Below are 14,837 nucleotides of genomic sequence, written 5' to 3' on the forward strand. Positions count from 1 at the left end.
CAGCTTGTTGCCGCCAGTTTCCCCTCAAATTATGGAGGAAAGACCTACTTCACCGCCAAAAGCGCATCGCATTTTAACCGGGTTGTAACGGTTACAACCCACGCACGGCGCCACCGGACAGATCGGCGATCTCTGACGCGGCTTCGGCCACGCGGCGGCCAAGGTCGGCGATGCGTTCGCCGTTGAAGCGTGCCGTGGGGCCGGAGACAGAGATGCCCGCGCAGGGTTCGCCGCGGTCGTTCAGGATCGCCGCCCCGATGCAGGACATGCCGGCGTGGCGTTCCTCGCGGTCATGCGACCAGCCGCGCGCGGCGATGGTCTGCAGGTCGCTGGTCAGGCCCGAGACGGTGACATGAGTGCTGGCGGTGAAGGGGGGCAGGGGCATGTCCTCCAGCAGGCGTTGCAACTGTCCGTGGGGCAGGGCGGCCAGGATCGCCTTGCCCGTCCCGCTGGCGTGCATCGAGGTGCGGGTGCCGGGGGGAAAAAAGGCGCGGATCGGGTTCGGCGTCTCCACCTGCCCGACAAAGACCACCTCTGTCCCGTCCGGCACCGCAAGGTTGGCGGTCTCCCCGGTCTCCTGCATCAGTCGGCGCATCACGGGACGGCCGATTTCCAGCACGGAGTTGCGTTTGAGAAAGGCCGCCCCAGTGCGATAGGCCTCGATCCCCACGGTCCATTCCTGCCGTTCCTCGTCAAAGGACACGAAGCGGTGGTTCTGCAGTGTGGTCAGGATGCGGTGGGTGGTGGCGGTGGGCACGTCGATTTCGCGCGACAGGTCGCTGAGGGTGCTGCCCTCATCCCGGGCCAGCGCGGTCAGCACGCCAAGCGCGCGGTCCAGCGCTTGCAGGGTTCCGGCGCTGCTTTCCTTGAACTGCGACTTGGGGCGGCCACGGGGGCGTTTTTCGGCGGCCATGAGCGGGCTGTCCTTTTGGAAAAGTTTTTCGCTGCAGGTGCGAAGGTGAAAAATGAGAAACTGAAAACCGTTTCCCATCAGTGGTTTGATTTAATGTACTCAAAAATGAAAAACGTTTTCAAGAAAATTGCATGGTCGGCGTGATTCCAGCGATATTGGTGGCAAGCAAGGAGAGCCCACCATGACCGACCAGAACCCGGTTTTCATCCCCGGCCCGACCAACATGCCCGACCGCCTGCGCCGGGCGATCCAGGTGCAGACACGCGACCATCGCGCGCCCGATTTCGTTGAGACATTTGCCCCGGTGCTGGAAGACACGAAAAAGGTCTTTGGCTCGACCGAGGGAAAAATCGTCACCTTTCCGGCCAGCGGCACCGGCGGCTGGGAGGCGGCGGTCTGCAACACGCTCAGCCCCGGCGACAAGGTTTTGGTCGGGCGCTACGGCGTCTTTTCGAACAAGTGGATCGACCTGTGCAACCGGCACGGGCTGGACGTTCAGATCGTCGACGTCCCGTGGGGCGAGGGCGTTCCGGCGGACCGCTTTGCAGAGATCCTTGCCGCCGACAAAGGGCATGAGATCCGCGCCGTTCTGACCACGCACAATGAGACCGCCACCGGGGTCATGTCGGACATTTCCGCAGTGCGTCGCGCGCTGGACGGGGCGTCGCACCCGGCGATGCTGTTTGTGGATTGCGTCAGTTCGCTGGCCTCCGTCCCGTTCGAATTTGATGCCTGGGGCGTGGATATCGCGGTTTCTGGCTCGCAGAAGGGGTTTATGCTGCCCACCGGCATGGCGATCCTCTGCGTGTCACTCAAGGCGCTGGACGCGATGGAAAGCGCGAAGCTGCCGCGCACCTTTTTCGACTTTCGCGACATGATGAAGGCCAATGCCTCTGGCGGTTTTCCCTACACGCCGCCGCTGCAACTGATCCACGGGTTGCGCGAGAGCCTGAACATGCTTTTCGAAGAGGGGCTGGAAAACGTCTATGCCCGCCACTTCCGTCTGGCCGAGGGCGTGCGCCGCGCGGTCGATGCATGGGGACTCAGCCTCGTCGCACGCACGCCGGACCTGTATTCGCAGACGGTCAGCGCGATCTATGTCCCCGAAGGCTTTGATTCCAATGTCCTGACCGATCACGCCTATAATGCCTACAAGGTGTCCTTTGGCGTCGGGCTGGGGCAGTTGGATGGCCGCGCCTTTCGCATCGGGCATCTTGGCAGCTTGACGGACGTCATGGTCCTGTCCGGTCTGGCCACGATCGAGATGGCGATGGCGGACCTGAACTATCCGATCACTCTGGGCAGCGGGGTTGCCGCCGCGCAGGAGTATTTCCGCCACAGCAACGCGATCGCGTTGCGCACCGCAGCCTGAGGGAGGGACCGATGCTTGACGCCATGACCCTGGCCGAGGCGCTGACCATCGACGACATGCGGGCGGCCCACGCCCGCATCAAACCCTACATCAACCGCACGCCGGTCTTGCAGTCGCAGTACCTGAACGAGCTGACCGGCGTGCAGCTGTTCTTCAAGTGCGAGAATTTTCAGGAGGCGGGCGCCTTCAAGGTGCGTGGTGCTTGCAACGCGGTGTTCGGCCTGACGGACGAGGCCGCAAAGCGCGGCGTCTGTACGCATAGCTCTGGCAACCATGCGCTGTCGCTGTCCTATGCGGCGGGGCGGCGGGGCATTCCCTGCAACGTGGTCATGCCGCGCACGGCACCGCAAGCCAAGAAAGACGCCGTGCGCCGCTATGGCGGGATCATCACCGAATGCGAACCCTCGACCACATCGCGCGAGGCGGTCTTTGCCGAGGTGCAGGCGGCCACGGGCGGGGAGTTTGTGCATCCCTACAACGATCCGCGCGTGATCTGCGGGCAGGCGACCTGTTCCGCAGAGATGCTGGAGCAGATCGACGGGCTGGACGCGGTGGTTGCACCGATCGGCGGCGGCGGCATGATTTCCGGCACATGCCTGACGCTGTCGAACCTTGCGCCAGAGGTGAAGATCTACGCCGCAGAGCCGGAGCAAGCCGACGATGCCTATCGCAGCTTCAAGGCCGGGCATATCATCGCCGATGACGCGCCCGAGACCATCGCCGACGGGCTGAAGGTGCCGTTGAAAGAGAACACATGGCATTTCGTGTCGCATTTCGTGACCGATATCCAGACCGCCTCGGAGCAGGAAATCATCGACGCGATGAAGATCACGTGGAAGCATCTGCGCATCGTGATGGAGCCCAGCTGTGCGGTGCCCCTGGCGGTGATCCTGAAGGACCCGGAGGTCTACGCGGGAAAACGCGTGGGTGTCGTGATCACCGGCGGCAATGTGGATCTGGATCGGCTGCCGTGGATGGCGGGTTGATAACTCTCGCTACCCGGAACTGAACGTTTTTGGCGGGTTCGCCCCGCCGCATCAAGACAAGGGAGTTTCCCAATGAAAGACGTGACCAAGTTTGACGATCTCGAAGTCGGCTATGACGTTCCGGCCCTGCCGGGCATGGATGAGGCCGATATTCAGACGCCCTGCCTGATCCTCGATCTCGACGCGTTGGAGCGCAATATCAAGAAGATGGGCGACTACGCCCGCGCGCACGGGATGCGCCACAGGGTGCATGGCAAGATGCACAAGTCCGTGGACGTGGCAAAACTGCAGGAAACCCTTGGCGGCTCCTGCGGGGTCTGCTGTCAAAAGGTGTCAGAGGCAGAGGTCTTTGCCCGTGGTGGCATCAAGGACGTTCTGGTGTCGAACCAGGTTCGCGACCCGGCCAAGATCGACCGGTTGGCGCGCATGCCCAAGCTGGGCGCGCGGACGATTTGCTGTGTCGATGACGTGACCAACGTGGCCGACCTGTCGGCGGCGGCGGTCAAACATGGCACCCAGATCGAATGCCTCGTGGAGATCGACTGCGGGGCAGGGCGCTGCGGTGTGACCACCACGCCGGCGGTGATCGAGATCGCCAAGGCGATCGAGGCAGCACCCGGGCTGAAGTTCGCCGGCATCCAGGCCTATCAGGGCGCGATGCAGCACCTCGACAGCTACGACGACCGAAAGGCCAAGATCGACGTGGCCGTGGCGCAGGTGAAGGATGCGGTCGACGCGCTGAAGGCCGAGGGGCTGGACTGCGATATCGTCGGCGGTGGCGGCACGGGGTCGTATTACTTCGAGTCGACCTCGGGCGTTTACAACGAGCTTCAGTGCGGGTCCTACGCTTTCATGGATGCTGACTATGGTCGCATTCTGGACAAGGACGGCAACCGCATCGATCGGGGCGAATGGGAAAACGCGCTGTTCATCCTGACCAGCGTCATGAGCCATGCCAAACCGGACAAGGCCATCGTGGATGCCGGGCTGAAGGCGCAGTCGGTGGACAGCGGGTTGCCGGTGATCTTTGGCCGCGACGACGTCGAATACGTCAAATGCTCGGACGAGCATGGGGTTGTCGCGGACCCCAAAGGCGCGCTCAAGGTCAATGACAAGCTCAAGCTGGTGCCGGGTCACTGCGATCCCACCTGCAACGTGCATGACTGGTACGTCGGTGTGCGCGGCGGCAAGGTCGAAACGCTCTGGCCGGTGTCGGCGCGCGGCAAGGCTTATTGAGACCGCAAGGCGGCATGAGGCGCGGGGTTTTGTCCTGCGCCTTCCCTCTCGACAGAAGGACAAGGACAGATGAAGGACATGCCCCAGACTGAGGGACTGATCATCGTGGGCGAGGCCGACTGTGAACGGCTGGTCGGCCGCAAAGAGGCGTTCGAGGCGGTGCAGGCGGTGTTCGGCGCCATGGCGCGGGGGGATGCCTACAACTTTCCGGTGATTCGCGAGGCCATCGGATATGCGGACGCGCTGTATGGCTTCAAGTCCGGCTTCGACAAGGCGGGCATGGTGCTGGGCGTGAAATCCGGCGGCTATTGGCCCGGCAACATGGCCAAGGGACTGACCAACCACCAGTCGACGGTGTTCCTGTTCGATCCGGACACCGGACAGTTGGCGGCACTGGTTGGCGGCAACTACCTGACGGCGGTGCGTACGGCGGCCTCTTCGGCTGTTTCCATCGCGCATCTGGCGCGCAAGGACGCGCGGGTCCTGGGCATGGTGGGCGCGGGGCACCAGTCCGGCTTTCAACTGCGAGCGGCGGTGGAACAACGCGATTTCGACAAGGTTGTCGCATGGAACCCGCACCCCGAGATGCTGCCGAAATTGGCGGCGGTGGCCGAGGAATTGGGTCTGCCCTTCGAGGCGGTCAGCCGCGAGGAATTGGGTGCGCAAGCGGATGTGATCATCACCATCACCTCGGCCTTTGAACCGTTGCTAAACCGCGAGTGGATCAAGCCGGGCACGCATATCGCCTGCATGGGCACCGACACCAAGGGCAAGCAAGAGGTCGACGCAGCGCTGGTCGCCGCAGCGACGGTCTTTACCGACGAGGTGGCGCAATCCATCAGCATCGGAGAGGCGCAGCACGCCATTGCGGCAGGCACGCTGACCGAGGCGGCGATCACCCCCATCGGCCGGGTCATCAACGGCGACCATTCGGGCCGGACCTCGGACAGTGAAATCACGTTGTTCGACGGCACGGGCGTCGGGCTGCAGGATTTGGCGGTCGCCTCCGTCGCGGCGCGGCTGGCCAGCGAAGCAGGCACGGCGCACCGCGTCACCCTGTAAACGACGGGACTGGTCCTGATGGGGGCCGGTCCGCGCGGCGGGCCGTTAATGTCAGGTGAATTTCCGGAACAACCGCGTCCGGTCAAACGCCTGTTCCAGCGCGTCGGTCCGGTCCTTGACCGTCTCCCACAGCATTTCCTGAACAGAGGCGATCACGCATTCCACCAGCAGCATCAGCGTCGCGTTGGAATCCCATGCAGAGGGCACCGCAATCCGTCCCGACAGAGTATGGGACGCAATCCGGTGGATCGGAGAGCGCCACGGATCGGTGAACAGCACGATCTTCGCACCGCGTTCGTGGCACATCTGCCCCATCAAAAGCGTCGCGTTTTCATAGCGGCGTACGTCGAAGGCAACCAGCACGTCGCCTTCGCGCATGTCCAGCAGGTCATGCGGCCAGGAGGCGGCAACCGGCATCAGGCGCACATCGGGCCGGATCATCTGCAAGTGCAGGTAGAGGTACTGCGCCAAAGTTCCGGTGATCCGTCCGCCCGCGATGAAGATGCGCCGGTCCTGATCCGCCAGCAGGCGGCACAACCCGTCGAAATCCGCCGGGTCCACGTCTTCGACCGTGTTGCGCAGGTTCTCGATGGCGCGGCGGGCATAGCGGTTGAGGATATGCTCTTCCGGCAGGTCGGTCTTCCAGTTGTCGTGCTTGGCGATGGGATTCGAGATCATTTCGCCCAGTTCGGCGCGCAATTCGGACTGGAATTGGCCGTATCCGGAAAAGCCCAGTTTCTGCACCAGGCGGGCAACCGTCGGCGTCGAAACCCCGGCCTTTTCCGCCAGTTCTGTGATGCTGCACAGGCCGGAGATCGGGTATTCGTCCAGCAGGACATTGACCAGTTGCCGCTCTGAGCGGGTCATTTCGTCCCGCCGGGACTGAATGGATTCGGCGATGGACATGGGGCAGGGCCCTCGGTGCTTGCAATGTCTGTGAACAGAATTTTACATCCCCATCGCTTCTGTGCAATCTTTTTCACAATCGTCGTTGACAAGGTGTTTCGCGATGCAACAGGCTGGCCGCATGCAAGACTCGCTCGACACCATAGATTTTGGCCCGGCGGTTCACCTTGTCCCCGGCGCGCCCGGCGGATCGGGGGCTGAGGTGCTTGTGGTGTGCGAACATGCCTCGAACCGGGTGCCCTCTGCCTTGCGCGGGCTTGGCCTGTCGGACGACCTGCTGCACAGCCATATCGCATGGGATCCCGGCGCTCTGGATCTGGCGCGGATGATGGCGGCGCAGACCGGGGCGACGCTGGTTCACGGCGGCATTTCCCGGCTGGTCTATGACTGCAACCGCCCGCCGGAATCGCCCGGCGCGATGCCCGAACGCAGCGAACATCACGACATTCCCGGCAACCGCGATCTGAGTGACGCGGACCGTGCCATGCGGGTCGCCGCGGTCTATCGCCCCTTTCACGACAAGGTGTCGGACCGTATCCGGGTCCTGCGTCCGGTGCTGACCCTGATGGTCACGGTGCACAGTTTTACCCCCGTTTTTCAGGGCGTGCGCCGGGCGGTCGAGATCGGCATTTTGCATGGCCGCGATCCGGGCTTTGCGCGGGCGATGATGGCAACCGCGCCCAAGGGGTACGATGTACGGCTGAACGAGCCCTACAGCGCGGCAGACGGTGTGGCCCATACGCTGGACCTGCATGGCGCAGTCAACGGCCTGCCCAATGTCATGCTGGAGGTGCGCAACGACCTCTTGGAAACCGAACAACAGCAAGAGGAAATGGCAAAGCTGTTCGTGCAATGGATCTGCCGCACGCGGGCCCTGACGGAACGTGGAGCACGCGCATGATCGCAGCGATGCGCGTCTACGTCCGCACGGTGGATGCGGTGAATTACCGGATCGGCCGTGTCATGATGTGGGGCCTGTTCGTGATGATGGGGATCCTGCTGTGGTCCTCGATTTCCAAGACCTTTTTCCTGCCCTCGCTCTGGACGCTGGAAATGGCCCAGTTCGCCATGGTGGTCTATTACATCATGGGCGGGCCGTATTCGATCCAGATGGGATCGAACGTGCGGATGGACCTGTTCTATCACCGCTGGAGCGACCGGCAAAAGGCATGGGTCGACGCCTTTACCGTCTTCTTCCTGATCTTCTACCTTGGCGTGCTGCTCTATGGTGGGCTTGGCTCGACCGCCTATTCGCTGGGCTACTGGGGGATGGAGCCGGTCGACTATTTCACCGGGTTGCTGACCGGCGAGGAACAGATCGGGCGGCTGGAACGGTCGTCGACCGCGTGGCGGCCGTTCGTCTGGCCGGTCAAGGCGCTGATGACCTTCGGCATCTTCCTGATGCTGCTGCAGGCCGTGTCGGAGTTTTTCAAGGATATCGCCCGCATTCGGGGCCATGAGATCGGCATCGACCGGACCGAGGAGGCAACCGTATGAGCACGGCTTCGGAGGCGACGCGGTGAGTCAGGACTATATCGCGATCTTCATGTTCGCCTCGATGATGCTGATGCTGTTCACGGGCCAGCGCGTCTTTGGCGCCATCGGCGCGGTGGCCAGCGTGGCGGTGATTGCGCTTTATGGCACGGGCGGGGTGGACATCCCCTTTGCGGCGGCGATGAAGCTGATGAAATGGTATCCGCTGCTGACGCTGCCGATGTTCATCTTCATGGGCTACGTCCTGTCGGAAAGCCGGTTGGCGGATGACCTGTACCGGATGTTCCACGTCTGGATGGGCGGGGTGAACGGCGGGCTTGCCATTGGCACCATCGGGCTGATGGTGCTCGTGTCGGCCATGAACGGTCTGTCCGTAGCGGGCATGGCCATCGGCGCCACCATCGCGCTGCCGGAACTGCTGCGCCGCGGCTATGACAAGATCATGGTGACGGGAGTCATTCAGGCGGGATCGTCTCTTGGCATCCTTGTGCCGCCCTCTGTGGTTCTGGTGCTTTATGCGATGATCGCGCGGCAGCCGGTGGGGCAGTTGTGGCTGGCGGGCGTTCTGCCGGGATTGATGATGGCGGGGCTGTTCATCCTCTACATCTGGGTGCGCTGCAAACTGCAGCCCGATCTTGGCCCAGCGATGGAAGACGCGCATGAGGTTTCCCGCGCCGAAAAGTTCCGCCTTCTGGGCGCGGGGGTGCTGCCGCTGGCGATCTTTGCCGCGATGATGGTGCCCTTTGTGAATGGCTGGACCTCGCTGGTGGAAAGTTCCGCCATTGGCGCGCTGACGGCGCTGGCGGCCTCAATCCTGAAGCGGCGGATGACGTGGAAGATCTTTGAGACCTGCACCAAGCGCACGCTGGGCATTTCGTGCATGTTCATGTGGATCATCCTCGCGGCGCTGGGCTTTGGCGCGGTGTTCGACGGGCTGGGCGCGGTAAACGCAATCGAGAACCTGTTCACCGAGAAGATGGGCCTGAGCCCCTGGATGATCCTGATCCTGATGCAGCTCAGCTTTATCATCATGGGGACGTTTCTGGACGATACCGCGATGCTGGTGATCGTGGCGCCCCTGTATGTGCCGCTGGTGGGCGCGCTGGGTTTCGACCTGATCTGGTACGGTGTGCTATACACGATCACAACGCAGATCGCCTACATGACGCCGCCCTTCGGCTATAACCTCTTTCTGATGCGCGCCATGGCCCCGCCGGAAATCGGTCTGGGGGACATCTATCGCTCGATCATCCCGTTTGTCGGCGTGATGGTGGTGGCATTGGCATTGATCATGACCTTCCCGCAGATCGCCCTGTGGCTGCCGGAGACCGTCTACGGAAATTAACCAGAACGCTCCGCCAAAGGGGCGCATTTTCAACCCAGACAGAGAGGATATTGGTATGACGACCAGACGTAAGTTCCTGACAACGGCGGCCATCGGTGCGGCCGCTTCCCCGCTGGCCACGCCGGCGCTGGCGCAATCCACCATCAAATGGCGGATGCAGACCTATGCCGGCCCCGCGCTGGCGGCACATGTGATCGACCCGGCAATCGAGATGTTCAACAAGATCGCCGGCGACCGGATGCAGATCGAGCTGTTCTATGCCGATCAGCTGGTGCCCACGGGAGAGCTGTTCCGCGCCATGCAGCGCGGCACCATCGACGCGGTGCAGTCGGATGACGACTCCATGGCCTCGCCCACCGATGTCACCGTCTTCGGCGGCTACTTCCCCTTTGCCTCGCGCTACAGCCTCGATGTGCCGGTGCTGTTCAACCAGTACGGCCTGAACGAGATCTGGGATGAGGAATATTCCAAGGTCGGCGTCAAGCACATCAGCGCGGGCGCCTGGGATCCGTGCCACTTTGCCACCAAGGATCCGATCAACAGCCTTGCCGATCTGCAGGGCAAGCGGGTCTTCACCTTCCCGACGGCGGGCCGCTTCCTTGCGCAGTTCGGCGTGGTGCCGGTGACATTGCCGTGGGAAGACATCGAGGTTGCGGTGCAGACCGGAGAGCTGGACGGCATCGCGTGGTCCGGCATTACCGAGGACTACACTGTCGGCTGGGCCGATGTGACCAACTACTTCCTCACCAACAACATCTCCGGCGCATGGGCGGGCAGCTTCTTTGCCAACATGGACCGCTGGAATGAACTGCCCGAGGATCTGCAGACCCTGTTCCGGGTCTGTTGCGACCAGTCGCATTATTACCGTCAGTGGTGGTACTGGGGTGGTGAGGCGAGCTTGCGCGTCAAAGGCGACAAGATGCAGTTGACCACGATCCCCGATGACGAATGGGCACAAGTCGAGGCCGCTGCGCGTGTCTTCTGGGATGAGATCGCCGCCGAGTCCCCGGTCAAGGCCAAGGTGGTCGAGATCTTCAAGCAGTACAACGCCGACATGGAAAAGGCCGGGCGTCCGTACCGCTATACCTGAACCAAGGCGGGGCCGGTGACATGCCGGCCCCGCGCCACGTCCGGGGACACCCCCCGGATGAACTTCGGAGCGCGACATGGCCACCTCTGAAAAGATACCCGGCGTCTACATCGTCGAAGAGGATGCCTTTCCCAATTCGGTGGTAGAGGTGGCGACGGCTGTACCGGCCTTCATCGGCTATACGGAAAAAGCTGCGCGCGGCGCCGTTCCGATAGCCGCCGTTCCGACCCGGATCACGTCGCTTTCGGAATACACGTCGTATTTTGGCGGCCCCCCGGCAGAGCTTTTTGACAGCGCGGACGGCGTGGCGTTCGTCTCAGCCGCTCCCCGGTTTCGGTTATATGACGCGCTGCGCATGTTCTTCAGCAATGGCGGCGGTCCGTGCTGGATCACCTCCATTGGCGGCTACGGATCAGGCCCGCCTGCGGTCGCGGCCTATACAGACGCGATCTGGGAAACCCTCGCCAAGGAGCAGGAGCCGACGATCTACGTCGCGCCGGACGCGGTTTCACTGGACTTGTCAGGCTACAAGACGGTTACAGAGCGGATGATGCGAGAGTGCCAGACCCTGCAGAACCGGGTTGCGCTGTTGGACCTGCCGGGCGGGGCGGGACAGGATTTGCAGAGCGCAATTCAGACGTTTTGGGACGAGATCGACCTTGGGGACCAACCCAGCTACGGCGCGATCTATGCCCCGTGGCTGAATACGAACCTGCGATCCTCCACTGACGTGACCTACCTGCAATTGAAGACAGACGCGCGCGCGGCCCTCTCTGACAAGATCAAGCAGGAGCTTCCAACCTCTGGCGATACGGCCGCGAATGCGGCCATTTCCGAACTGGCGGACAAGCTGTCGTCGGGCCCGGCCAACCCGCAGGACGCAATTGGGACGGATCAGGCCCTGCGCAATGTCAGCGCGGTCTACCGGACCTGGATGGACGGGCTGCTGGAAGCGGTCAACGTTGTGCCGCCCGCCGGGGCCATGGCCGGTGTCTGGACCCGCACCGACAACAATGTCGGCGTCTTCCAGGCCCCGGCGAATACCGGGATCGTCTCTGTGATCTCGCCGACCGTGACCATCTCTGACGCCGATCAGGGGGATATGAACGTCCCGCTGAACGGCAAGGCGGTGAACGCGATCCGTAGCTTTCCGGGGCGCGGCGTCCTGGTCTGGGGCGCGCGTACGCTGGACGGCAACTCTCAGGACTTTCGCTATATCAACGTGCGCCGCACGCTGATCATGCTGGAACAGTCGATTGCCTTCGCTGCGCAGGCCTATGTCTTTGCACCCAATGACGCGGGCACCTGGACCGCAGTCCAGAGCATGATCTCCAACTTTCTCAACAACCAGTGGAAGGCGGGCGCATTGGCCGGGTCGACACCCGAACAGGCCTATTCCGTGGATGTGGGCCTTGGCAGCACGATGACCGGCAACGACATCCTTGACGGCTACATGCGCGTGACCGTCAGGGTGGCGATCACGCACCCCGCCGAATTCATCGTCATCACGTTCCAGCAAAAGATGCAGACGTCATGACAACCGTTTGACTACAACCCGTCCGACCACGCTTTCCCGTGCCGACCGCCAACCAAAGGGCCAGACCAGCGCGGGTGAGCCTCCGAAATCCGCCCAAAAGGGCATCAAGATCAGCAACGGCTGAAGAGGGCAGACATGACATTGAGCTATGAGGCGCTGAAATCCGCCATCGCCGAGGGGACCATCGACACGGTGTTGACCTGCATCGTCGACATGCAAGGCAGGCTTATGGGCAAACGGTTCCACGCCGAGGCGTTTCTGGACATTGCCGAGGGTGAGACGCATTGCTGCAACTACCTGCTGGCCACCGATATCGACATGGCCACACCCGATGGCTATGCCTCTGCCTCCTGGTCGCGCGGCTATGGTGATTACATCATGCGCCCCGATCTCAGCACCCTGCGTCCGGTGCCCTGGCTGGACGGGACCGCCATTGTGCTCTGTGATCTGATCGACCACCACACCCACGCGCCTGTCCCGATGGCCCCGCGCGAGATCCTGAAACGCCAGATCGCGCGGGCCGAGGCGATGGGCCTGACACCCGTGATGGCGACGGAACTGGAATTCTTCCTGTTTCAGGGCACGGCGGATGAGATCACGCGCGGCGGCTTTGATCTGAAACCGGTGTCTAACTACAACCTCGATTACCATATCTTCCAGACCACAAAAGAAGAGCCGGTGATGCGCCCGATCCGCAACCACCTGCGCACTATGGGTGTCCCGGTCGAGGGGACAAAGGGCGAGGCGGAAATCGGTCAGGAGGAACTGAACATCCGCTATGCAGAGGCGCTGGCCACGGCTGACCATCACACGATGGCCAAACACGCGGTCAAGGAAATCGCCTGGCAGAACGGCTGCGCCGCGACCTTCCTTGCCAAGTGGCACCACGACAAGGTCGGCAGCGCCGCCCATGTGCATCAGTCTCTGTGGAAGGATGGGCAGAACGCCTTTCACGATCCCGACCGCCCGCTTTGCAAGTCGCAACTGATGGACCACTACATGGCGGGGCTGCTGAAATACGCCGCCGAAAGCACCTATTTCGTGGCGCCCTATGTGAACAGCTACAAACGCTTTGCCAAAGGCACCTTTGCGCCGACACAGGTCGTCTGGTCCGTCGACAATCGCACTGCCGCTTTCCGCCTCTGCGGTGATGGCACCAAGGCCGTGCGCGTGGAATGCCGCACGCCGGGCGCCGATATGAACCCTTACTTGGCGCTGGCCGCGATGCTGGCCGCCGGCCTGAAAGGGATCGAGGAAAAGCTGGACCTGCCGGAGCCCTTTGCCGGGGACGCCTATGAGAACGACGAGGCGCGTCACATCCCGCGCACCCTGCAGGAGGCGCGCGAGGCGCTTCTGGGGTCGGACATGCTGCGCGAGGCGTTCGGCGATGACGTGGTGACGCATTACGCCCGCGCTGCCGAATGGGAGATAGACGACTACAACCGCGTGGTGACCGACTATGAAATCGCCCGCGGATTCGAAAAGGCCTGAACCATGACCACCCTGACCTGCATTTCCCCGATCGACGGATCGGTCTTCGCCACGCGTGAGGCGCTGCCGCTCGACAACGCGCAACAGGCAGTGAGCCGCGCCCGCGCCGCTCAGAAAGACTGGGCCGCCCGCCCGCTGTCCGAACGCATTCAACTGGTGCGCGCGGGCGTCGCGGCGGTCGGCGCGATGAACGACGAGATCGTGCCAGAACTGGCGCAGATGATGGGCCGCCCGGTCCGCTATGGCGGCGAATTCGGCGGCTTCAACGAACGCGCCTCCTACATGGCCGATATCGCCGCCGACGCCTTGGCCGATATCGCGGTGGGCGAGGACGAGGTCTTTCGCCGCTACATCAAGCGTGTGCCGCATGGTGTCGTCTTTGTCGTGGCCCCGTGGAACTATCCCTACATGACCGCCATCAACACCGTCGCGCCCGCGCTGATCGCAGGCAATGCCGTGGTCCTGAAACACGCCACCCAGACCCTGTTGGTGGGCGAACGCATGGCGTGCGCCTTTCATGCGGCGGGCATCCCCGAAGACGTCTTTCAGAACGTCTTCCTCGACCATGACACCACCTCCGGCCTTATCGCCGGGGGCGCCTTCGACTTCATCAACTTCACCGGCTCTGTCGGCGGTGGTCAGGCGATGGAACGGGCGGCGGCAGGCACCTTTACCGGCTTGGGACTGGAACTGGGTGGCAAGGATCCGGGCTATGTCATGGAAGACGCCGATCTGGATGCTGCCGTTGACACGCTGATCGACGGGGCGATGTTCAATTCGGGGCAATGTTGCTGCGGCATCGAACGGATCTATGTCCACCACGGCCTTTTTGACGCCTTCGTCGAAAAAGCTGTGCAGATCGTGCGGGGCTATCGTCTCGGCAATCCGCTGGACCCGGAAACCACCCTTGGCCCGATGGCGCACAAACGCTTCGCCGATGAGGTCCGCGCCCAGACGGCAGAGGCGGTGGCACAGGGCGCGACGCCTCTGATCGACCGCTTTGACGCAGACGACGGCGGCGCCTATCTCGGCCCGCAGATCCTGACCAATGTCAGCCACGACATGCGCGTCATGCGCGATGAAAGCTTTGGCCCCGTTGTCGGCATCATGCCGGTCCGCGATGACGCAGAGGCGCTGACCCTGATGAACGACAGCCAGTTCGGCCTGACCGCCAGCCTCTGGACGACCGACCCGGAGCGCGCCGCCGCCCTTGGCGACCGGATCGAAACCGGCACCGTCTTCATGAACCGGGCCGATTATCTCGACCCCGGCCTGTGCTGGACCGGGTGCAAACAGACCGGCCGGGGCGGCGGCCTGTCGGTCATCGGCTACCACAATCTCACCCGCCCGAAATCCTTTCACCTCAAGAAACGCACGGGCTGACTTGCGTTTCTTCTCTTTCCAA

13 protein-coding genes are annotated in these 14,837 nt (G+C 62.8%); 11 read left to right on the forward strand and 2 right to left on the reverse strand.

Features of this window, described 5'->3' with window-relative positions; all coding sequences use genetic code 11:
• Window positions 1-91: 91 nt before the first annotated feature.
• Window positions 92-913, reverse strand: a complete 822-nt coding sequence (locus tag ACTXGA_RS18465) for an IclR family transcriptional regulator (protein ID WP_443396082.1) — start codon at window positions 911-913, stop codon at window positions 92-94.
• Between the two features lie 181 nt (window positions 914-1,094).
• On the opposite strand from ACTXGA_RS18465, the gene bhcA reads away from it, so the two are divergent.
• The 4 genes from bhcA to bhcD all read left to right on the forward strand — a co-directional run bounded on the left by bhcA (window position 1,095) and on the right by bhcD (window position 5,569).
• Window positions 1,095-2,285, forward strand: coding sequence for an L-aspartate--glyoxylate aminotransferase BhcA (gene bhcA, locus ACTXGA_RS18470; protein ID WP_443396083.1), 1,191 nt, complete (start codon window positions 1,095-1,097; stop codon window positions 2,283-2,285).
• An 11-nt stretch (window positions 2,286-2,296) separates the two neighbouring features.
• Window positions 2,297-3,271 (forward strand): beta-hydroxyaspartate dehydratase BhcB, encoded by a 975-nt coding sequence (gene bhcB / locus ACTXGA_RS18475; protein ID WP_443396084.1) that lies wholly within the window; start codon window positions 2,297-2,299, stop codon window positions 3,269-3,271.
• 72 nt (window positions 3,272-3,343) lie between these two features.
• Window positions 3,344-4,507, forward strand: a complete 1,164-nt coding sequence (bhcC, locus tag ACTXGA_RS18480; protein WP_443396085.1) for a 3-hydroxy-D-aspartate aldolase BhcC — start codon at window positions 3,344-3,346, stop codon at window positions 4,505-4,507.
• A gap of 69 nt (window positions 4,508-4,576) precedes the next feature.
• Window positions 4,577-5,569: an iminosuccinate reductase BhcD gene (bhcD, locus tag ACTXGA_RS18485; protein WP_443396086.1), complete on the forward strand. Its 993-nt coding sequence runs from the start codon at window positions 4,577-4,579 to the stop codon at window positions 5,567-5,569.
• A 51-nt stretch (window positions 5,570-5,620) separates the two neighbouring features.
• Here the strand turns inward: bhcD and ACTXGA_RS18490 are convergent, their stop codons facing one another.
• On the reverse strand, window positions 5,621-6,475 hold the full coding sequence (locus ACTXGA_RS18490) for a MurR/RpiR family transcriptional regulator (protein WP_443396087.1): 855 nt from the start codon (window positions 6,473-6,475) through the stop codon (window positions 5,621-5,623).
• 121 nt (window positions 6,476-6,596) lie between these two features.
• On the opposite strand from ACTXGA_RS18490, the gene ACTXGA_RS18495 reads away from it, so the two are divergent.
• The 7 genes from ACTXGA_RS18495 (at window position 6,597) to ACTXGA_RS18525 (ending at window position 14,815) form a co-directional block, all read left to right on the forward strand.
• The gene (locus ACTXGA_RS18495; RefSeq protein ID WP_443396088.1) at window positions 6,597-7,376 is read left to right on the forward strand and encodes an N-formylglutamate amidohydrolase; all 780 of its coding nucleotides are present in this window, start codon (window positions 6,597-6,599) and stop codon (window positions 7,374-7,376) included.
• Window positions 7,373-7,972: a TRAP transporter small permease subunit gene (locus ACTXGA_RS18500; RefSeq protein WP_443396089.1), complete on the forward strand. Its 600-nt coding sequence runs from the start codon at window positions 7,373-7,375 to the stop codon at window positions 7,970-7,972. Before ACTXGA_RS18495 ends, ACTXGA_RS18500 begins: the two co-directional genes overlap by 4 nt.
• Window positions 7,973-7,994: 22 nt before the next feature.
• Window positions 7,995-9,314, forward strand: a complete 1,320-nt coding sequence (locus ACTXGA_RS18505; RefSeq protein WP_443396090.1) for a TRAP transporter large permease — start codon at window positions 7,995-7,997, stop codon at window positions 9,312-9,314.
• Window positions 9,315-9,369: 55 nt separating this feature from the next.
• A complete protein-coding gene (locus ACTXGA_RS18510) occupies window positions 9,370-10,404 on the forward strand; it encodes a TRAP transporter substrate-binding protein (RefSeq protein WP_443396091.1) in 1,035 nt (344 codons plus the stop codon).
• A gap of 76 nt (window positions 10,405-10,480) precedes the next feature.
• Entirely contained in the window at window positions 10,481-11,941 is a 1,461-nt protein-coding gene (locus ACTXGA_RS18515) for a phage tail sheath family protein (RefSeq protein WP_443396092.1), read from the forward strand.
• Between the two features lie 135 nt (window positions 11,942-12,076).
• Complete coding sequence (locus ACTXGA_RS18520) at window positions 12,077-13,432, forward strand: glutamine synthetase family protein (protein WP_443396093.1); 1,356 nt, start codon at window positions 12,077-12,079, stop codon at window positions 13,430-13,432.
• A gap of 3 nt (window positions 13,433-13,435) precedes the next feature.
• Complete coding sequence (locus ACTXGA_RS18525) at window positions 13,436-14,815, forward strand: aldehyde dehydrogenase family protein (RefSeq protein WP_443396094.1); 1,380 nt, start codon at window positions 13,436-13,438, stop codon at window positions 14,813-14,815.
• The last annotated feature ends 22 nt before the right edge of the window (window positions 14,816-14,837 follow it).

The sequence above is a fragment of the Antarctobacter jejuensis genome (genome assembly GCF_052266595.1).
GTDB classification, from domain to species: Bacteria; Pseudomonadota; Alphaproteobacteria; order Rhodobacterales; family Rhodobacteraceae; genus Antarctobacter; species Antarctobacter jejuensis.